The organism is Brevibacillus sp. FSL L8-0520, from assembly GCF_037963895.1.
GTDB lineage: Bacteria > Bacillota > Bacilli > Brevibacillales > Brevibacillaceae > Brevibacillus > Brevibacillus borstelensis.
This window is the reverse complement of the sequence record NZ_CP150171.1, coordinates 3,261,123-3,281,910: the sequence shown is the minus strand read 5'-3', so window position 1 is coordinate 3,281,910 and position 20,788 is coordinate 3,261,123. Positions and strand designations below refer to the sequence as shown.

Sequence of the window (20,788 nt, the reverse complement as noted above, 5' to 3'; positions counted from 1 at the left end):
GTTCCTTCGCTTTTGATGCTTACTAATTTCTCTCCTGTCAGGCGACTTCCTTCAATTTCCAGCCCTTTTTTAAAAGTACATGGTATAAAAGCGAACATCTGTTTGCTATAATAAGAACAGAAATGAAACGGGAACATTTGTTCCTATTCAGGGGATGGTTGTAATGGCTCATGACAACAAACGGATTATTTTTCTCGCTGACATGCAGAGCTTTTATGCCAGTATCGAAAAAGCGGCTCAGCCGAAGCTGCGCGACAAACCGATCGTCGTAGCAGGCGATCCCGAACGAAGAAGCGGGGTGGTCCTCGCTGCTTGCCCGATTGCCAAGTCGTACGGCGTCACCACGGCAGAAGCCTTGTGGCAGGCTCAGCAAAAGTGCCGCCATCTGGTCGTGGTTCGCCCGAGGATGGAGACCTATATCCGTGTGGCTGTACAAATTACTCGCATATTCGAGTCGTTTACCGATCTGGTGGAGCCGTATTCCATCGACGAGCAGTTTTTGGATGTGACGGGAAGTGTCCGGCTGTTTGGAGGTCCGTGGAAAATCGCAGAGGAGATCCAGCGGCGCATCCGCTTGGAAACAGGAGTACATTCACGGGTCGGTATTGGAGAAAACAAGGTGCTGGCCAAAATGGCGTGCGACAATTTCGCCAAGAAGCGGGAGGAAGGCATTTTCTGGCTGAAGCGGGAGGAGCTTGCAGAGACGCTCTGGAAGCTGCCGATTGAAAAATTGTTTGGAGTAGGCTCGCGGATGAAACGGCATTTTCATCGCATGGGCGTATACCAGATCGGGCAGCTGGCGCAGCTCTCGCCCGCTGTGTTGACCCGGCGCTGGGGCGTCAATGGGGAGGTGCTGTGGCGTACGGCGCACGGCATGGATGACTCGCCCGTTTCGCCTCGTACGCATGATACCCAGAAGGGGATCGGTCACCACATGACGCTGCCGCGCGACTACCATACAGCTGCTGACATCAAGGTGGTGCTGCTTGAGCTGTGTGAAGAGGTATGCCGCAGGGCCCGCAGCAAAGAGCTGATGGGCTGGGTGGTATCGGTTGGATGCCGGGGAGCCGACTTTGACGTGCCGACAGGATTTGGACGTCAGCTCAAGCTGCCGGAGCCGACCAATGACGCGATGACGCTTTACGAAGCTGTCTGCCGCCTGTTTGACCGGCACTGGCAGGAAACCCCTGTTCGCAGCGTCGGCGTCAGTCTGGAGCAGCTGGTGCCTGACAACGTGGTTCAGCTCAACCTCTTTACCGATACTCAGAAGCAGCGTTCACTTGCCCGAGCTGTAGACGATATCCGCAATCGCTACGGAGCGGATGCGATTTTGCGTGCCGCTTCCATGTCGGGAGCCGGGCAGGCTCGTGAGCGTGCTCGCAAGATCGGGGGGCACTATAAATGACGGAGAGGCAGGACGCTGAGGAAGAGCAAGAACTGGTCCGCTTGTACGTGTTGTTTGGCCTGTTGTTTCGGGTTGCGATGGTCGATATGGGAAAGGGGCGGACCGTTCCCTTCAAAATTTCGTACGACTGGTTTTTTCAGGAGCTGTCCCGCTGGGCAGAGCGGGAGCATCATCAGTTGCGGCGCCGGCTTCGGCAGATGGGCTGCATTTTGCTGACGGCGACCCGGCAGGATGGCACCTATGTGGTACAGTACCGACATCGCGGATATGTCAGGGAAGCGGTCTATTCCATCGAAGTGCTTCGCTCCGAGTGTCAGGAATTGGCCCGCTCCTGGATGACGGCAAGGCCGAAATCCTTTGCGGATGAACCGCGAGCAATGTTTCAGAGGCGAGAGGAAGAACAAGGCGCAGTCAGCAAAGAGGAGAGAAGGACATGAGGGAAAAGCGCGTTTCCAAACGGGATAATTTGTTTGTGGCAAGCCGTTTTGTGCTGCCGGAGCACCGTGAGATGTACATCAGGATCAAAGCGGAAGAGCTTCGTTATGTGCCGCCTGGGCTCGACGAGGAGCAGATGGCTGAAATAAGCGGGCGTATCTGGGAGGCACTGCAAACAGGTCAGGGTGTCGTGCTGACGTATTACGATGGAAAAAGTGCTTGCGGTTTGGCGGGGAAAATCGCCCACGTCGATCAGGCATTAAAAAAGATAAAGCTGCACACGGATAAGAAGACCGTCTGGATTCCCTTTTCCAGCCTGCTTGCGGTAGAGTTGGAAGCGATCTCCTGAGAGAGTCTGTACATGGACTGCACGACTCCAGGGCATCCTGTGGATAAAATCGAAGGGGATCAATTCCGTGAGACAAACGGCCATTGCCACTCTGACGGCATGGGGAGTTTTGCTGACGGGATGCGGTGCAGCAGCGCCGCAAACCGAACAATCCCAGCCTGTTCCAAGCAGCGAGCGACTAAGCAGCAAGCACCCAAGCAGCGAACAATCAGCGATTCCGGCACCGCTGGCCTTGCATACAAATACAGCCAGACCCGCTCAAGCGATGCTGGATATTCCCGTTATCGCGCAAAATCCGGAATTAAAGAACGGCTGCGAGGTGACGAGCTTGGCGATGCTGCTGCAGCATGCCGGTCATTCCGTAGATAAAATGACACTGGCCCGGCAAGTTAAAAAGGAGCCGGAACCGATCGTTCAGCAAAATGGCGATATCAAAAAATGGGGGGATCCGGCTGAAGGCTTTGTCGGGGATATGACAGGAAAGAAAAAAGGCTTTGCCGTCTACAATAAACCGCTGGAGGAACTGCTTCGGCATTATATGGGGGAGCGGACGGTCAATCTGACTGGAGAAAGCTACGAAACGCTGCTGGACAGTGTAGCCGCAGGGTATCCCGTAGTCATATGGGCGACCGGAGACTTTACGCCGCCGACTGAGTGGGAGTACTGGGACAGCGACGGCAAACAGATCGTGGTTCCTTTTGACGAGCATGCCGTACTGCTGGTCGGATACGATGAGACTTACGCCTATGTCAACGATCCGCTGACAGTAAAAAAACAGCGGAGAGTAGCTCACCAGGCGCTGAAGAACAGTTGGGAAGCATTGGGAAAACAAGCGGTCACCTATCGGTAAAAATAGGGAGGACAAGGACAAACAGCGAAAAACAGCGGCCCGCGGTGAAAAGTTGTGTGCGGTGACGAGGGAAGGGTCTTAAAAACGATAAGCGGGGAAAAACCGGATTTTTTCGCAGATTATTGTTCAAAACGCATTTTGCCAGAAGGGAATGTTTCCTTGTATCGTTAGAATGTCTTAACTGATCAAACTTGATGGGAACCAAAGGGGATTGTACATGTTAGCACAAGAAATGGGTGTCATTTTCACGAAGCACGTGGGGCACATGACCGCCAAGCGCTGGACTGACTTTATCCAGCAGTTGGAGAGCAAGGGGCTGTACGTCGTGATCGAGACAGACACAAACGGGCGAGTGATGAGCCCTCTCGGCGGCCTGATGCCAATGCCATGCAAAAGTGAGACGCTCCAAATTTTCACGTCCGACGAGCTGCAGCAGCGGGGGTTGCCCGTCGGCCATCACATCGTCACAAAGAGCAAGGCAAGCGGAAACCTGACGACATAAAACCGCAAGCCAAACAAAATCGACAAGAACGAACCTTTCTTCACCGAGAGTCGGCTGGGGAAAGGTTTTTTTGCGCTCAAAAGAAAGCGTTTACTCCATAAAAATATCCTTGCCAACAGAAAAAAATAATCAGGTAGTTCAAATTACATAAAAAAGAAAAGGAATTAGGTAAAAATTAGCGAATAATTAGGGATAATGGAGCTATTTGTCAAAAGGACTCTTTGTGAATAGTGAGTCTATTTACCTAAATAGATGATCGGGCTGGTTGTACAACCAGCTGGCGTGTCCGTTTGAAGAGGGTGCAGGGTACGATCATTTTAATCAAACATGTAAGGAAGGTAAGACGATGGAGAGCATAGCAGAATTTATTGAAAATCGACGATTCTACCACGTATTCCAGCCGATTTGTCACCTTCCGGAAAAAAAGGTTATAGGATATGAAGCGCTGATTCGCAGCGTATCCCCTATCGGCCCTGAAGCATTGTTCCAAAAGGCGACTGAACAGAATAAGTTATTTGAATTGGATACCCTGTCTATTTCACAGGCATTGACTGTTTTTTTCATGCCCCAGCAGAGGCAGGAAAAAAGAGAGTTTCTCTTTGTCAACATTTATCCGTCTACGATCGTGGAGGATCAGTTTCCGGCATTTATTGATGGCATCATGAGCAGGTTTCGTCCCAATCTGAGCAAAATTGTTCTGGAAATCAACGAATCCATCGTAGAGCGAAAAATATGGCTGAACCCGCTGTTTACGAGAAGAATCGCCATGCTTAGAAAGATCGGCTTCAAGATCGCGCTGGATGACGTCGGAGAAGGAGCGACAACCTTTCGCAAGATTGTCGAGATCTCCCCTGATTTTATTAAAATGGACAAGTTCTTTTCAGATGGCTTGGCCCATTCAGGAAAGAAACAAAAAATCGTACAGCTTTTGGTTGAGTACTGCCGGGATGAAGCTGAGCTTATTTTGGAAGGGATTGAGCGCGAGGAGGATTTTTGCTGCGCCGCGAGCCTCGGCGTAAAAACCGGTCAGGGCTACTACCTCGGGAAACCGGGACGACTGAATCAATATTCATGAAAAGTGTACATACTGGAGGAAATATGTGATGAGTGACAGAAACGTGTATTCCCGGAAAGCGACGCTTTCTCTACGAATCTCGGAATTCGAGGTTCCGCCGATGCAGGATCTCTTAATCGTAGGAAGAAAAGCCCCCATTGGGCCAGAGGCCGTCAGGCGGATGGCAGAGGCGCTTTCGCCGGAGCAATTTACTTTGGTGAAGATAGATCATCCGAGAATTGAGGCTGTCCTCATCCGAAATTCGCTGATGCAGATGCTGGATAGAGATGTGTTGATGAACATTATTCTGGAGGAAGCAGAAAACATGATCAGCGATTCGATGGTTCTTCGCTCTGAGTTGAAAATCGCTGTTTCTGTTCAGCGCGAGGTGGATCTGTCATGAAGGTCTCCGAAATCATGACTACTTCCGTTCACACCATTACGTCGGGAAGAAGTGTTTCCTATGCGGCGGAGCAAATGAATGAATGGAAGATCGGGTCGCTGATTGTAGTCGATCACGACCAGGTACAGGGAATCATCACTTCCCGGGATGTCCGATCATCCCATCCCAATCGGATCGTAGCAGATGCCATGACTCCCAATCCCGTCACGATCAGTCCCGATCACGACATTTGGGACGCCTATCGCATGCTCACGGAGAATCAGATTGAACGGATTCTCGTCATGGACAAGACAGAGATGAAGGGGCTGGTGACTCGCGAAGAAGTGATGCGAAAGCTGGCTGAGTTCATGGATTCGCATACAGGCTTGTACCGGGCTCCCTATATACAGTACATTGGAGAGGAGTTCCTCAAACAGCGTCAGCCGTTCCACCTGATTTTTGTGGACATAAACGATTTCGGTCGAATCAATAAAGAATACGGCCATCCATTTGGCGATGACGTGATTCGGACTTTATCTCAACGGCTTTCCGCGCTCGCCAAGGAGAAATACGACTATTTGTGCCGGTATGCTGGCGATGAATTTGTGCTGATATCGTTAGCGGATCAAGAGCAAGTAGAGGAATATCTCGAGGAGATCGGACGGCCAATGGTGCTTGAAGGAGTATCCATATCGGTTGCTGTCGGACATGTGGACGGATGCAAGGAGCCGGATTTTTTCAGCCATAGCTTAAAGGAGCTGCTGCGAAAGGTGAGTCTGATCTCGTCGTACAATAAACAGTTCAAGGAAGAATATGCGGCAAGTATAAACCGGTAGGGGCGGGGAGAGGAAGAGGGGATTCGATCTTTTTCAAGAAAATGGGCCTGTTTCTTTACATAGAAAACACCAATCCAAGGCAATGTTGCCTGACTTGCCAGCAACCTACGAAGGAAATTCCCGAGCCTTTTTCATATAATAGAACCATTCACGTACTATGCCTCCGGCTATTGATTCAATGGCTGGAGGATTTTTTTTGCTCGTGTGAACTCTGTATATTTACATAACTGGAAAATGGATGAAAAGTCGATTTGTTTCGCTATAATAAAAGAAAATGACCTAAGCCATATGGCCGAGGAGGATTGTAAGGTATGAAGCGCTTCAGATGGTTTCCGGGAAGCAACAAAGCCAGTTGGTCAATGTTTGTTTGGACCGCCGTGTTGGCTGTTGGACTTGGCTTCTTTTGCGTTCAACCAGCAACTGCGGAAGAAACAGCGAGTGAACTGGAGAGTCAGCTTCGTTTAACACCAGACTACAAGCAATATAATTACGAACAAGAGATTACAGCCATAGCCATGACGGAGAAAAAGGGCGATTTGGTCCAGGTCGAGATGTCCATCGACAATTACGGTGAGAAAGGAGAACGACTGGATATTCCTGTGAAAACCGAAGAGGTCGACGGCCAGTATGTCTCAAAGGGTGTCTTTTCGACGGGAAGTCGAATCACTTCTTATAAGCTCGTGTACAAAATCGTTATGGATGACGGAGAGCAAAAGTGGTTCGGACATGCGAGCAAAATGATCCAAGTTGACAATATGCCGCCCATGAATCCTTCTGTAGAGTCCATCTTTAAAATTGAGCAGAAGGAATATTATAAGGTAGGCGAGCCGATCAAGTTTACTGTCTATACACCCAATAAAGGTAAACTCGTATCCGAGCCGAAGTTTATGTTTTTCTTTAATTCTGTTGATCAATCACAGCCTGTAGAGGAATTGGAGACTGAGTTGGATCAAAAAAACAACCAGTACGTGACGACGGGGACGTTTACTCCAAAAATACCGGGAGTTTACAAGCCATTTTTCTTTGCGGGTATGGAGGACGAAGAGACAGGCGAGACAATTGAGGCAAGCGCCGTCACCGAGTTTACCGTCGAGGACCATGACAAGATACTTGTCTCTCTCAGTCCGGGCACAGCGACCATGAAAGCGGGAGACGAAATTTACCTGGTAGCCTACTACAAGATCGGCAAATGGGAGGATCATAAAATCTCCTGGAATTACAAGGCAGAGGAAATTACGCGGCAATACGACAAAAAGCGGGGAATCCAGAAGGTTGTGATCCGCTTTGTCCCCAAACGAAAAGGGACGTTTACGTTTGAAGTGAAGGTAGAACAAGAGGACGGCGAAAAGCGGGGAGCGGCGAGTGCGGTGATCCGCGTCACGGAATAGAAAAATGGAGTCGAAAAAGCACTGCACATCAAAAGGAGCAGTGCTTTCTTTTTGCAAGGGCTTCGTGTTCCGACATGTTGTGTCAAATAGAGAGGAATTTTTTCAAAAAAGAGGAAAATCGTGTATAATGGTCGGGTAATCCCAAATACAGAGATGGTGGAGGTTTCACGAATGGATCGAAAGCGGCTTGAACCCATGGGAGTGGGGGGCTTATTGGACCGGAGCTTTTCGGTGTACCGCCAACATTTTACCACGTTTTTTCTGTTGGCACTAATCCTGTTTGCTCCGCTGCTGTTGCTGCAGGAGGTACTGCTCAATGACGTAGGCAGCATGCCGCTGTTGGTATCGGACGATGATTCGAGCAGTTTTGAAGAGTTTTTGCAAAACCGTTTTATCCAATCGGATGAGGCAATGACGGACGACATCGGGAAATTGCTGGTGTATTTGCTGTTGTGGCTGCCGCTGAGTATCCTGCTGGTCTATCCGCAGCTGCAGGGAGCGACGCTGCTTGTTACTCAGGCTGCTGTGTACGGGGAATCGATCTCGCTGAAGGCTTCTTTGAAGCAATCATTTGGAAGGTTCTGGCCGATGGCAGGAAGCACGGTCGTCTATATGTTGATTGCAATTGGCATTATGCTCGCGTTTGGCGTGGCTATTTTTCTATTGTCGATGCTGGGGATTGGCATTGGCAGCTTGTTTGAGTTTGACGACCCGAATCCGGTTGTCATCGTCATCTTCGCCATCTTGGCCTATCTGCTGTTTTTGGTCCTGATGATTCTGGTTCCCGGGTATTTTCTCCTGCGCTGGGCGTTTTTTCTGCCGGTTGTCCTGGTGGAACGCGACGGGATCGGGATCGGACGGAGCTGGAGGCTGACGAAGGGGAACTTCTGGCGGTTAGTCGGGCTGTACCTGGTGCTCATGGTCATTTATTCGATTTTTTCAGGGGGCATTCAGGCCCTTCTCATGGGTATATTCGGCATATCCGTTTTGGGACAGCTGTTGATGGTTCTGTTCACATGTCTGTTGACTCCGTGGATGATGATCGTTTACTCGCTTGCCTATCTCGATCTGAAAGTACGCCACGACGGAACGGATGTCGAAGCGCTGCTTCAGGAACAGACAGAACCGGCATTTACTGCCCCGGGGGCGGAAGATAGGCCATGATCGATTCGGAAATGCTTACCCAAGACAAGGAAAGGCTTGCGGACATTCTGGCCAGAGACGAATTTGGGGAAGTAAAAAAGCAGGGGAAGAGCTGGCTGGATGCCCTCTTCGAGGAAATCCTCGATACGATTGCCCGCATGCTGCAGTCGGCTGATGTCAGTCCGGGGACGGCAAGCGTGTTGTCAAAGGTTATCGTTGCCGCGGCTGTGATTGGCGTCATCGTTTTTCTTTTGATCTGGTGGCGGAGAATGGTCCGCAGGGGCCCGGCGGAGAACCAGTTGCTCGCCCGAGAAGAACGGATCCGCACGTATGCCGATTACTTGCGCGAGGCAAAAGAACGGGGACAAAAAGAAGACTGGCGCGAAGGTGTGCGCTATTCTTTTTTGGCTCTGCTCAGTTTTATGCAGGAGCGCTCTTGGGTTCGGATTGAGAGCTGGAAGACAAATTGGGAGTACCTCGATGAATTGCAGGCAAGGCAACCCGAGTGGGAAACGTTCTTCCGCACACATGCCCGTCTTTTTGAACAGGTTTGGTATGGAAGGGCCGAGCTTGCTCCGGCTGCTTTCTGGGAATCGCTGAGCGAATTGGAGAGGAGATTGCACGGGGAGGGAAAACATGACGAACGCCGCTAAATCAAGACTGGTTCTGGGAGCGGCGATCCTGCTTTTCTTAGTGGCGGGAATCATGCTGCTCAAACCGTCGAGCCAATCGTATTCTGCCTATGTCTCCTTTTCTCCCAACCCCAATGGAACGAAGGCAGTAATGGAGCTGCTGGGACAAAAACGTGAGGCAATCAAGGAATGGAGAAAACCGACGGGATTCCTTCCGGAAGGAACAAGCCAGGCCATGCTGCTTGTAGAACCATATAGCTTGCAGGAGGAAGAACAGGAAGAGCTCCTGCAATGGGTGGAAAAAGGGAATGACTTGCTCATCTTTCAAAGGGAGCCGGAAGGATGGGAGGATGCCGACCTAAGCGTCAGTCTGGTTGGAGGCTACGAGTCGGAACAACGGCGAGTAGAAAGCTCGCTGCTGAACAATCCCGGCTTCGGACAGGCAGATACGGAGTGGAGAATCGATCCTGCGGATGGAATGGAGCCGCTGCTCTCTGACCAGGAGGGGATTCTGGCGGGGCGGAGCCGGGTGGGAGAAGGGACAGTAAGCTTGTTTCTCGTCCCGGAGTGGCTCACGAACGGCAAGATAATGGAACATAACCACTTTGAATTGATCTGGCCGTACCTCCAGGGAGACTGGAGCGTTTTTTGGATAGATGAGTACCATCACGGCTATCAGCAGAGACCGGGAATCCTGGCGATCTATCCGGACTGGCTGATTGCCAGCCTGGCACAGCTCGCCATCGCTCTGCTGCTCTTTATCTGGTGGAAGGGGAAACGCTTTGGCCCCGTCTATACGCTTAGAGAATGGACAGTTCGTCGTGGAGATGAAACGCTTCTGGCGATTTCGAGCTGGTACGAACGGCGACGGCTGGCCAAGGACGCTCTGCAGATTCGGGAGGCGTACCTGCGTCAGTTGCTTGCGGACCGATGGGGATTGCACAAAGGCACGACCGATTACGAAATCGTCCGGGTAGCTGAAAGCCACTGGACAGCGCAAGAGGCCGGCAAGCTGAGCCACGCTCTCGCCCGGCTGGATGACGCAAAGAAAGACCGGCACTACACGGCGAAACGGCTGGTAGCCGACAGCCGGCTTTTAGATGATGTGACCAAGCGATTGGAAAAGGAGTGAAGCAAAACGTGCAGCAATTGCTACAGGAAATGGAGAAGCACGTATTCGGACAACGGCAAAATATCCGCCTGCTGATTACCGCCATGCTGGCTGGAGGCCATGTTCTGCTGGAGGGGGTGCCCGGCATCGGGAAAACCAAAATGGTCCGGACCCTTTCACGGCTGATTGGCGGTGAATACAGAAGGATTCAATTTACGCCTGACCTGATGCCGAGCGACATTGTCGGAAACGTCGTTTTCAATATGCAGCAAAACTCGTTCGAAACCCTTAAAGGACCGATTTTTTCCAATCTGCTGCTGGCGGACGAGATCAACCGTACCCCGCCAAAGACACAGGCAGCGCTGCTGGAAGCAATGGAAGAGCGCCAGGTGACGATACACGGGGTCACTTACGAGCTGCCGAATCCGTTTTTTGTCATGGCTACCCAAAACCCGGTTGAGTACGAGGGGACCTATGTATTGCCGGAAGCACAGTTGGACCGGTTTTTGTTCAAGCTGCAGGTAGATTATCCGTCACAGGAGCAGGAACTGGAGATATTGAAGCAGCATGTTCCGTTCTTTGCCGAAAAGAAGGAGAGCGAAACGGTCGTATGCGGAATCGAGGAGATTGTTTTGCAGCGGCAAAAGCTGGAGGACGTAGTGGTGGAGGAGCAAATTCTCGCCTACATCACGACGATCATCCGCAAGACGCGGGAGACAAAGAGACTATTGCTGGGAGCCAGTTCGCGTGCAGGCATCGCCGTACTCATGGCAAGCAAGGCATGGGCTTTGCTCGATAACCGGATGTATGTCACACCAGACGATGTCAAGGCTGTCGCCCGTCCAGCCCTCCGTCACCGGCTGATTGTGGCTCCACAAGTGGAATTGGAGGGGGGAAACAGTGACCACATCATCGACGAAACGCTCGCGGCCATTCCGGTCCCTCGTTAACAGGCTGCTGGAAAATGGCGTGCTGCCCACCAAGAGAATGATCATCCTGCTCGGGTGTGGTGCTGCAGTCGCTGCGGCAGGCTCGCTGGCCGGACTCGGTTATGCGCTTTTTTGGATGTACAACGCTTTGCTGCTGTTGGCGAGCATCGCCGACTGGTATACGATGCCCCGAGCAAAGAAGATCGCAGCGGTTCGCAGGCTGCCTGAGCAGACCGACATCGGCCAGGAACTGACGGTGTCAATCGAGCTGGAGAACCACAGCGGTCAACCGATCCTGTTCCGATTGCGAGACGATCTGCCCATCTCCTTTGACCGCCCGGAAGCGGTAGAGGGCATTCTGAAACAAAAGTATGAAACGGTATCGTACACAACGCGAGGAAACGAGCGGGGATTGTTTACGCTGTCCTATTTGTATTTGCGCTATCAGGGAAAAATCCGGCTGTGGGAAAAGCAGGCGAAAATCCCCTGTGAACAAAAGATCAAGGTGTATCCGGATCTCACCGCCGTCCGGGGCTATCTGCAGTCCCTTCAGGACAGCTTGATTGTGGACGGGAAAAAAATTCTCTTGCGTACGAGAAGCGGTACAGAATTTCATGCGATCCGCGAATATGTGCAGGATGATGATCCACGCTACATAAACTGGTCTGCCTCAGCGCGGAGCAGGCGTCTGATGACAAACCAATACCGTCCGGAACAAGGCAAAGTGCTGACGATTCTCCTGGACTGCGGGCGGATGATGGGCGTCGAGCTGGAAGGGAAGACGAAGCTGGATTTGACCATCGAATCGGCGCTCACCTTGGCTGCCGTTGCGTTGAAGCAGGGAGATCAAGTAGCGTTGCTCGCTTTTTCCCACGAAATCAAAACGTATGTGCCGCCTGGCCGCGGGCTCGCCCACCTGCATACGCTCGTCGAAGCGGTGTACGATCTGCAAAGCGATTTTGTCGAATCCAATCCTCTGCAGGCACTGGAGTACCTGCATCGGCAGCAGAAGCGGCGGAGTCTGATCGTCCTCTTCTCCGACATGGAGAATTACTTGCTGGAGGATCAATTGGGAGCATACCTGTGGAGACTGCGGCGAAGTCATTTGCTGCTGCTGCTCTCGCTGGCTGATCCGCTGCTGCATGAGTGGAGCAGGACGGAGACCAAAGACAGCCGTCTGGCGTACATCAAGGCGCTGGCGCAGCGCTTCTGGCTGGACCGCAAAGCGTTTCAACAAAAAATGATCGGCGCGGGCATCCAGGTACTGGACATTCCGGCCGATCAATTGACGCTGACTGTTGTAAACTCTTATTTGGACATCAAGTCGAGAGAAGCGCTCTGACCGCTGCTGCGGCGATGGCGGTACAATCCGTAGAGGTACCAGCCGGCCAAGGCGAGGAGCGTCAGCACGGCCACACTGTACTTCGCCTCCAAAGAGAGCGAAGACGGAGTAATGTACCCTTCGATGATCCCGGCGATGACAAACAGCGGCATCGTGCCCAGCAGCAACTGTGCGGATTCCTTCGCTGCCTGCAAAAACTGAAATTTGCGATGGTAAATGCCGGGTACAAGGAGCCGATAGCCCATGTGGAGTCCGGCTCCTCCGGCAATAAAGATGGCCGTCAGCTCGATCACGCCATGAGGCAGGATGTAAGCCCAGAAGGCATAGCTGCTGTCAGCCTGGCTGTAGACAGATGCCAACGCTCCGACCAACAGGCCGTTGAAAAGCAGCAGGTAAACGGGGAACACGCCGAGCGTAATGCCGCTGATAAAGGCCAGAAATGCCACCTTGATGTTATTCAGCATGATCGCGGTGGACATAAGCGGACTGTTGATGGCATCATGGCCTTCTCCCAGTCGGCTGGGATCGATTTGGGCAGCCATTCCCTCCGGCAGCACGTAATACAGATTCAATGGATCGACCATGACTGCTGCAAAGCCGGAAATTCCGCCAATGGCAAACAGGAGCCCGGCCAGGCCGATGAACCAGATCCGCTTGTGCACCAGCGAAAACAGATGGACCCAAAAAAAGCGGGACAGCTGCCCGAGACTGCTGGACTGCTGTTGATAAGCGATGTTGTGGGCCCGTGCTACCAGTTGGTTTAAATAGCGGGTCACCTCATCGTTTGGATGGTAGGTTCGGATATAAGCCAAATGGGCGGAAGCTTTTTTGTACAGAAGCGTCAGACGGTCTATTTCCACCGCCCCGATAGAACGGGGGCGCTTTTGAAAGTGCTCCAGCAAGCGGTCGAGCTCAGCCCAGGTTGCTTTGTGCGCCTGCCAAAATGATGTCAGATTCACGAAAAGGGCCTCCTTTCAATTTTTTCATAAAGAGTGTAGTGTACAGGAAGGGTGAAGCACCGGCATGAATGAACAACACATACCAAACCAGGCGGGACGAGAAGTTGCCATCGTCACACCGGAGCACGTCCAGCTAAGGTTTCAGACAGCCGGTCTCGGTAGCAGGGCGGCTGCTCATCTGATCGATACAGGGCTGCTTCTCTTGGTTAATATTACTGTATTTATTTTGTTTGGCATAGTTGTTTTTGGAAATGGAGAGGATATTTTCCTGGAGTCGGAGAGCTATGCGATTGCCATTATAATGATCGCGCTGTTCCTGTTCAACTTTGGCTACTTCTTTGTCTGGGAATACTTTCGAGCCGGTCAGACGCCTGGCAAAAAATGGATGAAAATCCGTGTGATTCAGGAGAATGGTCAATCACTAACGTTTTTGTCAGCGGTGATCCGCAATCTGTTTCGGATTATTGACAGCCTGCCGACCGGCTACTTGCTGGGAAGCATCGTTTCGTTTTTTCATCCGCGAGACAAGCGGATCGGCGACCTGGTGGCAGGGACGATCGTTGTGGTCGAGGAAGGCGCGGCCCGTACCCGTTTTCGCGGACGATGGGGCAGACAGGTGGAGAGATGGAAGGCGGAAGCCCCGCCGGTACTGCTCGACGAGCGGCAAAAGCGGGCCATTACACGTGAGGACTGGAACCTGCTGGCAACCTTCGTAGACAGACTTCCCTCTTTGTCTGAGGGGAAACGGATTGAACTGGCCATGCAGATTGTTCGCCGCATCTGCACGCGGATCGATTGGCCGGATGGACAGGCGGCGGAAGCGCATCCGGTCGGGTTTGTCCTGCGGCTTCATGAGCAGCTCAAGCATGAATGGATGATCGGAAGATAAAGATCAGGACGATGGTCCTGATCTTTTGCGCAAAGAGGTGTCGAAAATTGTTTTATGATATAATAAAACCTCATTCTTTGTCACACGAAAGGAGGGGGAACTGATGAGCGACAAAATTTTGTCCGCATCGTCGTCACCATCCACAACGTTACATGCTCCCGATCAAAGCAAGCAGGGAAGACGGAAGCGCAACGGTTTGTTTAAAAGCTTGTTTCAAACGCTAGCGCCCCGCTCGGAGGAGAAACGCTCAGCCGTTCCAATCGTCCTGGCTGTTGTGCTGTGGGGAGGGCTGGCTTGGGCCGGGTACGCTTTTGCCGTACATACATTGGACAAGCAGCAGCAGCTGGTCAGCCAGCAAATTCAGGCGATACAGACGCAGAACGCTCAGCAAATGAAGGCGATGGAGGAGCAGATCGCACTGGTTCAAGATGAGATGAAGCAGGTCCAAAGCGGGCTTTCCAACATCGAGGAGGAGCTGCAGCTCACTGGAGAGACGCTCGGCGGAAGCAATAAGACGAAGCAGGCCCTGCAGGATCGGATCGATCAATTGAACAAACAACTGGTCGATTTGAAAGCTTCGCTGAAAAAACTGGAGGATGCGGCTCGTGCTTGGTAAGATCCATCGCTTCTTTGCGTTTCTGCTCGCTCCAGCTGTCGGCTTTTTGCTGGCGTTCTCCCAGGCCAATCCGGTAGACAAGCTGCCTTACGAAGGGTTGGCATTATCAGCAAAGGCCGCGAACGAGCAGGTGGCCATGCTGCAGGAGCAAATGAACGAGACGAAAGATCTGCTTCGCAATACGGAACTCCTGATCGAAGACATCCGCGAGCAAGCCACCAAGGAAAAAGAAGAGTACGAGAAGCAGAACCAATCGATCCACAACCTTCTGGAGGCCAGCAAGTCGCAAACGCAAAAATCGGCGGACGTCTTGGACAAGCTCCTGGCCAACATGCTCGGCAACCCGATTGGCCAAACCTTTGGCAAAAATGCAACGGTCAAGGTCTACTCCCTGGAGGAAGCAGGCTATCGGGGGTACATGGCCAAAGTCCGCTTAAACAATCCAAATGCCCTCAAGATGGTGCTCGCGGGCGATTCGGTCAAAAGTCGCGGAGAGACGACGAGTCACGCAGCCCGACGGACTGGCGCCATACTGGCGATCAATGCAGGGGGCTTTATGAGCAAAGGCGGATATTTGACGCCGATTGGCACAACGGTCGTTGACGGCAAGATTCGCACGTTTTCCAATAATACGGATTTGAGCTTCGTCGGCTTTAACAAAAACGGGCGACTGGTGGGAGGAAAGATTTCCTCTCAGGCTGAAATTACCAAGAAGGGCATTTTGCAAGGGGCCAGCTTCCTGCCGACCCTGCTCCAAAACGGCAAGCGGATGACGATACCGAAGCAATGGGCGAATACACGTCAGCCGCGGACACTGATTGGTCACTTTGACAATGGCGACTTGCTGCTGATCGTCATCGACGGCCGGCGCAAGGGGTGGAGCAACGGCGTAACCTTGGAAGAGGCTCAGCGGAAGCTGCAGGAGTTTCACGTCGTGGATGCCTATAATCTGGACGGCGGCGGCTCCAGTGCCTTCTTCTACAACGGCAAGCTGCTGAACCGTCCATCCGGAGGCAAAGAGCGGCCGGTATCTAGCAATTTGGTCATCTTGCCGTAACAGTGATGGGAAGACAGACGAAATCCCTTTCTCGCAAGCAGGAAAAGAAGGCTTTTTCTGCAAACGAGAAAGGGTTTTTTTCGTTCTGACGTCGTTCCGGCTGTCCTCTCCGGGTGGATAAGACTTTCTCCACGTTGACTGGTCGGAATATTCAAAATTATAATGAAGCTAGGCAATACATAGACGGGAAGGAAAGGATGAGGAAGGTGAAAGCGACGACGAAGACAAAGCTTCAAGCAATCGTCTCTTCGGCAGCTTCTTTTTTGCTGCTGGCTGTCCCCATGCAAGCCAAGGTCCCGGGCATTCCCGAGGGAACGACGGGCGCGACGAAAGGAATCGTGGCGGTATCCCATCCTGCAGCCGCACAGGTGGGCAAGGATATCCTGCAGCAGGGAGGCAATGCGGTGGATGCCGCTGCCGGTATTCAATTGGCGCTAAATGTCGTCGAACCGCAAATGTCCGGCATTGGCGGCGGCGGCTTCATGATGATCTACCTGAAAAAGGAAGGAAAAATCACAGTCATAGACAGTCGGGAAATGGCGCCGAAAGCAGTTGATCCGAAGCTGTTTTTGGATAAGGACGGGAAGCCGGTACCTTTTGAAGAGCGTCATACCAACGGAAAGGCAGTGGGGGTTCCGGGTACCCTGCTTGGACTGGATACTGCTTTGAAAAAGTACGGAACAATGAAGCTGGGAGAAGTGATCGATCCAGCCATCGCGTTGGCCGAAAAAGGAGTGCCGGTGAACTGGATCACCGCCCAGCATATTGCGGACTCTGCGGAGAAGCTCCAAAAACACGGTACGGCTGGCCGGGTGTTTGTTCCGGATGGCAAGGCGCTGAAGCCGGGAGAGCTTCTGATTCAGCCGGAGCTGGCCAAAACGTTTAAGCTGATCAAGGAAAAAGGGACCGATGCACTTTACAAGGGCGAGATCGGCGAGGCTTTGGTCAAGGAGGTCCAGCGCACAGGCGGAGCCATGACGATGCAGGATCTGAAAAATTATGTGGTAAAAGAACGGGAGCCGGTGAAGGGCACTTTCCGCGGGTACGAGGTAGTCTCGATGGCTCCGCCCAGCTCTGGCGGTTTGACTCTGATCCAGATTTTGAAGCTGATGGAGGGCTTCGACAACAAGAAGGACGGCCCTCTTTCTGCCGCGTATCTCCATCGGCTGATCGAAGCGAATCATTTGGCGTATGCCGACCGGGCTGCTTATATGGCGGATGAGGACTTTTACCCGGTGCCGAAAAAGGGGTTGATCCATGATGAGTATATCAGTGAGCGGAGAAAGCTGATCAACCCGGAAAAGGCAAGCAGTGATGTGAAGGCGGGAGACCCATGGCGGTACGAGGGCAAAAAAGCGGTGAAGGCCATGTCTCAGGTCGAGGTGTCTCCGGTAAAACAGACTACGCATTTTGCGGTCATGGATAAGTGGGGCAATCTCGTTTCCTATACGACTACGATCGAGGACGTGTTTGGCAGCGGCATCATGGTCCCGGGCTACGGCTTCATGCTGAACAATGAACTGACTGACTTCGATGCTGTTCCCGGAGGGGTAAACCAGGTAGAGCCGGGGAAACGGCCTCGTTCCAGCATGACGCCGACGATTGTGCTCAAGGACGGCAAGCCGTTTATGGCGGTCGGATCGCCAGGCGGCTCGACGATCATCGCCTCCGTCTCCCAGACGATTTTGAATGTGCTGGAACACGATATGCCGATCCAGGAAGCGATCCTCTCTCCACGGATTTTCTCCAGCAGCTATCCGACGGTCAGTTGGGAGGCAGGCATTGATCAGGATGTGATCCTTCAATTGATGGGGATGGGGCATGCGTTCAAGGCACAGCCGGAAAACATCGGAAACGTGCAGGCGATCATCTACGACCTGGAAAACGGCAGGATGTACGGCGGAGCCGACAATACCCGTGAGGGAACGGTGCTGGGCGTAGACGCGGTCGCGTATACGTCTGCCGAGCCGCCCGCCCCGAAGGAATCGCCAAAAGCAGCCTTCCAGATAAAGGTAAACGGAAACCTGTATCCGTATACGGCAGATCAACTGGCTTGGTACAAAGGCGAGCCTTACGTCCAGGCCGATAAACTGCTGCTCGGCTTGCACGCAAAACCAGGTTCCTTCCAGAGCGAGCAGGCCTTCATCGACGGACGCGCTTTTCTGCCCGTCAAAAAAGTAGCAGAGGGGCTAGGATTTACGGTGACGTGGGATGCCAAGGAAAAAGTTGTCTCCTTGCAAAAGCAATAGGAGATAGAGACTGGATTCCGACAGGACCAAGCAAAATGAAAAGCCAATGGGGAGCTCCAAGACTGGGCTCCCTTTCTTCATGCAAAGAGAGCAGGGGATGCGTGCGAAATAGGAGAAGTAGTTTACCGACAACCAAAAAAAAAGAAAGAGGAGTGCGAGATGAAAAAAGTTCTGGTATTGGGTGGGACGCGATTTTTTGGAAAAAGGCTGGTAAAAGGTCTCGTTGATAGCGGTTATGACGTCACGATCGCCACCAGGGGAAGGCAAGCCGACCCGTTTGGAAACGAGATTGCCCGTATGCAGGTAGACCGGAATGATCTGGATTCCTTGAAACGCATCGGAAGCTCTGAATGGGAGCTGGTCTTTGACAGTCTCTGCTACACGGGAGCAAATGCGAGCCACATTGTGCAAGTATTGGAGGGGAAAGTAAAGAGACTCGTCGTCACTTCCTCAAGAGCTGTGTACGAACACTCTCCGCTGATCAGGAGGGAAGCTGATTTTGACCCGTATTCATATCCGATCACAGCCGGTACGAGAGAAGAGGTCTCCTATGAAGAGGGAAAACGGCAAGCGGAGGCCGCCTTGTTTCAAAAAGCCGGCTTTCCGGTGATTGCCGTCAGATTTCCCATCGTTTTGGGTGTGGAGGATTATACCAAGAGGCTGCATTTTTATGTGGACCAGATACGAGCTCAAAAAGAGATCTATGTCGGAAACCCGCATGCGAGGCAATCCTATATAGACGCGGACGAAGCGGCCCGGTTTCTGCAGTGGGCTGGCGAATCCGCTCAGGCTTGCGGGCCCTACAACGCTTGTTCTGACGACGCATGGACACTTCCCCAACTGCTCGGTGCAGTCGAAGACGCAATCGGCAAACCGGCCCGAATCTTGACCGGCGGTACGGCCGAACAGCTGTCTCCGTTTGCGATCCCGGATTCCTATGTTCTGGATACGGGCAAAGCCCGGAGGGAAGGCTATGCGTTTCGGTCGCTCTCTGATTGGCTTGTGCCTTTGATTCAGCGCTTGGCGGCAGAATAAAATGAGTCGCGGCAGCCAATTGGCCCGTTACGTTCCATTCTTTTCATACGTCTTCATACATGGTAAGGTAGTAAAGACACTGAAGACTGTATTTGTCTTGATGGAAACCAGGAGGCATAACCGATGAAAAAGCAACCAACAGTCATTCTCGCTGTCGCAGCCGCACTTTCCGGCGCGCTTCTGGGAGGATGTGAAGCTCCGGATGTCAGCACGTGGATCTCTGGATCAGGCGGACAATCGACTACGGCACCGGAAGGACAAGCGACAGGAGAAGAGACGACGATTCCAGAAGCGCCATCTATCGACTGGAATGCCATTCCTGAGACATTTGTCCTCGCTCCGGGAAGCGAGAAAGCACTGCCTCATGGAGAAGGAGTCACGTACCACATTTCTGCGCCAGATGTGGCAACGGTATCGCCGGATGGCAAGCTGGCCATTTCCGAGCACGCAGCGATCGGCTCCAAGGCAGAGGTAACCGTAGAATATCAGGGGCAAACCAAAACGGCTCAAATTACGGTGAAATCGTCGCTTGCTGAAACCATTATGATGGTAAACAGTGTTCCGACTGTAACCAATCCTACTGATCTTGCAGTTGTTGTGAACAAGCAGCGCTCGCTGCCTGTCGATTATATCCCGCCAGGATTAACGGAACCAAACGTCCCCTTCCCGTTTTCCGGCAAGGCTGAGAAAAAGCTTCTCCGCGAGCCCGCCGCTCGTGCTCTCGAATCGCTGTTTGCCGCCGCGGAGAAAGACGGAATCCAGTTGTACGGCGTGTCGGGATATCGTTCCTACCGGACGCAAAAATCGCTCTTTGACGGCTACGTAAAGACGCAGGGAGCAGAGCACGCTGCCCGTTACAGTGCCAATCCCGGCAAAAGCGAACACCAGACCGGGCTTGCCATGGACGTTTCCGGTGCCGATTCCCGGACCAGACTGGAAGAGCCGTTTGCCGATACGCCGGAAGGAAAGTGGCTCGCCGCTCACTGTGCAGAGCACGGCTTTATCATCCGCTATCCAAAGGGCAAGGAAGAGATCACGGGCTATGCGTATGAACCGTGGCATTTGCGGTATGTAGGAACGACGATGGCCAAAGAAATCATGGAAAAGGGCATCACGCTGGAGGAATACTTCCAGGATGCTGTTGCTGTGCAAAGCCAATCGTAAACAAACAGGACCAAATCGCTTCAAGGAAACCATCCGCCAGGTAGCTGCTATCTGGCGGTATTTTTTGTGCGCCCAGCATGGGCGATAGCTATAGGGTGAAAGTCCCGAACGGGGGTTGGCTGTACCAACCGTTAGCTCAAGGCAAGGGTGTCGACCGCGAGGTCGAATCTGAAGGAAGCCGGCGGCAAAATCCCGACCTGAGGTACACGAACCCAATTTGAGGCTGTTGTATCCGGGCGAGTCTGCCAAACAAGACAAAGCCCCATACAGCCAAGGGATACAGTAGTAAACTTGGGCAGGTACATGGGATGAAAGTTATCGTTCTTACCTGGGGAGGTCTGCATGAAACGCCTTCAACTGTTGGTAACCGTCTCCGTAAGGAGACGCTGAACATGCAGAAGTCAGCAGAGGCCATAGTACCCGAGTAGAGGACGCTTGAATGGGGAAGGGCCGAACATCAA

At 52.5% G+C, this 20,788-nt stretch carries 21 protein-coding genes; 20 read left to right on the top strand and 1 reads right to left on the bottom strand.

The annotated features are described in order from the left end of the window. Positions 1–163 precede the first annotated feature (163 nt). The 14 genes from NSQ24_RS16360 to NSQ24_RS16295 all read left to right on the top strand — a co-directional run bounded on the left by NSQ24_RS16360 (position 164) and on the right by NSQ24_RS16295 (position 12,358). Positions 164–1,405, top strand: a complete 1,242-nt coding sequence (locus tag NSQ24_RS16360; RefSeq protein ID WP_122958698.1) for a DNA polymerase IV — start codon at positions 164–166, stop codon at positions 1,403–1,405. Further along, positions 1,402–1,842: a hypothetical protein gene (locus NSQ24_RS16355; protein ID WP_003386107.1), complete on the top strand. Its 441-nt coding sequence runs from the start codon at positions 1,402–1,404 to the stop codon at positions 1,840–1,842. The genes NSQ24_RS16360 and NSQ24_RS16355 overlap by 4 nt, the downstream gene beginning before the upstream one ends. Next, positions 1,839–2,189, top strand: coding sequence for a YolD-like family protein (locus NSQ24_RS16350; protein WP_003386106.1), 351 nt, complete (start codon positions 1,839–1,841; stop codon positions 2,187–2,189). The genes NSQ24_RS16355 and NSQ24_RS16350 overlap by 4 nt, the downstream gene beginning before the upstream one ends. A 67-nt stretch (positions 2,190–2,256) precedes the next feature. Continuing rightward, positions 2,257–3,039, top strand: coding sequence for a C39 family peptidase (locus NSQ24_RS16345; protein ID WP_227277745.1), 783 nt, complete (start codon positions 2,257–2,259; stop codon positions 3,037–3,039). A gap of 217 nt (positions 3,040–3,256) precedes the next feature. Further along, complete coding sequence (locus NSQ24_RS16340; protein WP_003386104.1) at positions 3,257–3,541, top strand: hypothetical protein; 285 nt, start codon at positions 3,257–3,259, stop codon at positions 3,539–3,541. 346 nt (positions 3,542–3,887) lie between these two features. After that, positions 3,888–4,616: an EAL domain-containing protein gene (locus NSQ24_RS16335; protein ID WP_251246859.1), complete on the top strand. Its 729-nt coding sequence runs from the start codon at positions 3,888–3,890 to the stop codon at positions 4,614–4,616. 28 nt (positions 4,617–4,644) lie between these two features. Then, complete coding sequence (locus NSQ24_RS16330; protein ID WP_003386102.1) at positions 4,645–4,998, top strand: hypothetical protein; 354 nt, start codon at positions 4,645–4,647, stop codon at positions 4,996–4,998. Continuing rightward, complete coding sequence (locus tag NSQ24_RS16325; protein WP_003386101.1) at positions 4,995–5,813, top strand: GGDEF domain-containing protein; 819 nt, start codon at positions 4,995–4,997, stop codon at positions 5,811–5,813. Before NSQ24_RS16330 ends, NSQ24_RS16325 begins: the two co-directional genes overlap by 4 nt. Before the next feature lie 311 nt (positions 5,814–6,124). Continuing rightward, positions 6,125–7,201: a hypothetical protein gene (locus NSQ24_RS16320; RefSeq protein WP_031932941.1), complete on the top strand. Its 1,077-nt coding sequence runs from the start codon at positions 6,125–6,127 to the stop codon at positions 7,199–7,201. 171 nt (positions 7,202–7,372) lie between these two features. Further along, positions 7,373–8,365 (top strand): hypothetical protein, encoded by a 993-nt coding sequence (locus NSQ24_RS16315; RefSeq protein ID WP_003386097.1) that lies wholly within the window; start codon positions 7,373–7,375, stop codon positions 8,363–8,365. Then, complete coding sequence (locus tag NSQ24_RS16310) at positions 8,362–8,997, top strand: DUF4129 domain-containing protein (RefSeq protein WP_003386095.1); 636 nt, start codon at positions 8,362–8,364, stop codon at positions 8,995–8,997. The genes NSQ24_RS16315 and NSQ24_RS16310 overlap by 4 nt, the downstream gene beginning before the upstream one ends. Then, entirely contained in the window at positions 8,981–10,108 is a 1,128-nt protein-coding gene (locus NSQ24_RS16305) for a DUF4350 domain-containing protein (protein WP_003386094.1), read from the top strand. The genes NSQ24_RS16310 and NSQ24_RS16305 overlap by 17 nt, the downstream gene beginning before the upstream one ends. An 8-nt stretch (positions 10,109–10,116) precedes the next feature. After that, on the top strand, positions 10,117–11,037 hold the full coding sequence (locus tag NSQ24_RS16300) for a MoxR family ATPase (RefSeq protein WP_003386093.1): 921 nt from the start codon (positions 10,117–10,119) through the stop codon (positions 11,035–11,037). After that, entirely contained in the window at positions 10,988–12,358 is a 1,371-nt protein-coding gene (locus tag NSQ24_RS16295) for a DUF58 domain-containing protein (protein WP_024982964.1), read from the top strand. Before NSQ24_RS16300 ends, NSQ24_RS16295 begins: the two co-directional genes overlap by 50 nt. On the opposite strand, the gene NSQ24_RS16290 is transcribed toward NSQ24_RS16295, so the two are convergent. Beyond that, complete coding sequence (locus NSQ24_RS16290; RefSeq protein WP_031932938.1) at positions 12,325–13,317, bottom strand: stage II sporulation protein M; 993 nt, start codon at positions 13,315–13,317, stop codon at positions 12,325–12,327. The genes NSQ24_RS16295 and NSQ24_RS16290 overlap by 34 nt on opposite strands. 64 nt (positions 13,318–13,381) lie before the next feature. Here NSQ24_RS16290 and NSQ24_RS16285 point away from each other — a divergent pair, with 64 nt between their 5' ends. The 6 genes from NSQ24_RS16285 (at position 13,382) to NSQ24_RS16260 (ending at position 20,327) form a co-directional block, all read left to right on the top strand. After that, complete coding sequence (locus NSQ24_RS16285; protein WP_003386090.1) at positions 13,382–14,206, top strand: RDD family protein; 825 nt, start codon at positions 13,382–13,384, stop codon at positions 14,204–14,206. Between the two features lie 103 nt (positions 14,207–14,309). Next, positions 14,310–14,822, top strand: a complete 513-nt coding sequence (locus NSQ24_RS16280; protein ID WP_003386089.1) for a hypothetical protein — start codon at positions 14,310–14,312, stop codon at positions 14,820–14,822. Then, positions 14,803–15,879: a phosphodiester glycosidase family protein gene (locus tag NSQ24_RS16275; protein ID WP_122958701.1), complete on the top strand. Its 1,077-nt coding sequence runs from the start codon at positions 14,803–14,805 to the stop codon at positions 15,877–15,879. Before NSQ24_RS16280 ends, NSQ24_RS16275 begins: the two co-directional genes overlap by 20 nt. A gap of 281 nt (positions 15,880–16,160) precedes the next feature. After that, complete coding sequence (gene ggt / locus NSQ24_RS16270; RefSeq protein WP_152562243.1) at positions 16,161–18,128, top strand: gamma-glutamyltransferase; 1,968 nt, start codon at positions 16,161–16,163, stop codon at positions 18,126–18,128. Positions 18,129–18,287: 159 nt separating this feature from the next. Continuing rightward, on the top strand, positions 18,288–19,163 hold the full coding sequence (locus NSQ24_RS16265; protein WP_243014285.1) for an NAD-dependent epimerase/dehydratase family protein: 876 nt from the start codon (positions 18,288–18,290) through the stop codon (positions 19,161–19,163). Positions 19,164–19,286: 123 nt separating this feature from the next. Then, positions 19,287–20,327: a M15 family metallopeptidase gene (locus tag NSQ24_RS16260; protein ID WP_024982968.1), complete on the top strand. Its 1,041-nt coding sequence runs from the start codon at positions 19,287–19,289 to the stop codon at positions 20,325–20,327. Positions 20,328–20,788: the final 461 nt, after the last annotated feature.

Excerpts from the sequence above, each read along its gene's own strand:
- NSQ24_RS16335 (WP_251246859.1), top strand. The coding sequence starts at position 3,888 with ATGGAGAGCATAGCAGAATTTATTGAAAATCGACGATTCTACCACGTA.
- NSQ24_RS16355 (WP_003386107.1), top strand. The coding sequence starts at position 1,402 with ATGACGGAGAGGCAGGACGCTGAGGAAGAGCAAGAACTGGTCCGCTTG.
- NSQ24_RS16325 (WP_003386101.1), top strand. The coding sequence starts at position 4,995 with ATGAAGGTCTCCGAAATCATGACTACTTCCGTTCACACCATTACGTCG.
- NSQ24_RS16330 (WP_003386102.1), top strand. The coding sequence starts at position 4,645 with ATGAGTGACAGAAACGTGTATTCCCGGAAAGCGACGCTTTCTCTACGA.
- NSQ24_RS16320 (WP_031932941.1), top strand. The coding sequence starts at position 6,125 with ATGAAGCGCTTCAGATGGTTTCCGGGAAGCAACAAAGCCAGTTGGTCA.
- NSQ24_RS16275 (WP_122958701.1), top strand. The coding sequence starts at position 14,803 with ATGCGGCTCGTGCTTGGTAAGATCCATCGCTTCTTTGCGTTTCTGCTC.
- NSQ24_RS16340 (WP_003386104.1), top strand. The coding sequence starts at position 3,257 with ATGTTAGCACAAGAAATGGGTGTCATTTTCACGAAGCACGTGGGGCAC.
- NSQ24_RS16315 (WP_003386097.1), top strand. The coding sequence starts at position 7,373 with ATGGATCGAAAGCGGCTTGAACCCATGGGAGTGGGGGGCTTATTGGAC.
- NSQ24_RS16285 (WP_003386090.1), top strand. The coding sequence starts at position 13,382 with ATGAATGAACAACACATACCAAACCAGGCGGGACGAGAAGTTGCCATC.
- NSQ24_RS16265 (WP_243014285.1), top strand. The coding sequence starts at position 18,288 with ATGAAAAAAGTTCTGGTATTGGGTGGGACGCGATTTTTTGGAAAAAGG.
- NSQ24_RS16305 (WP_003386094.1), top strand. The coding sequence starts at position 8,981 with ATGACGAACGCCGCTAAATCAAGACTGGTTCTGGGAGCGGCGATCCTG.
- NSQ24_RS16260 (WP_024982968.1), top strand. The coding sequence starts at position 19,287 with ATGAAAAAGCAACCAACAGTCATTCTCGCTGTCGCAGCCGCACTTTCC.
- NSQ24_RS16350 (WP_003386106.1), top strand. The coding sequence starts at position 1,839 with ATGAGGGAAAAGCGCGTTTCCAAACGGGATAATTTGTTTGTGGCAAGC.
- NSQ24_RS16360 (WP_122958698.1), top strand. The coding sequence starts at position 164 with ATGGCTCATGACAACAAACGGATTATTTTTCTCGCTGACATGCAGAGC.
- ggt (WP_152562243.1), top strand. The coding sequence starts at position 16,161 with ATGCAAGCCAAGGTCCCGGGCATTCCCGAGGGAACGACGGGCGCGACG.
- NSQ24_RS16280 (WP_003386089.1), top strand. The coding sequence starts at position 14,310 with ATGAGCGACAAAATTTTGTCCGCATCGTCGTCACCATCCACAACGTTA.
- NSQ24_RS16310 (WP_003386095.1), top strand. The coding sequence starts at position 8,362 with ATGATCGATTCGGAAATGCTTACCCAAGACAAGGAAAGGCTTGCGGAC.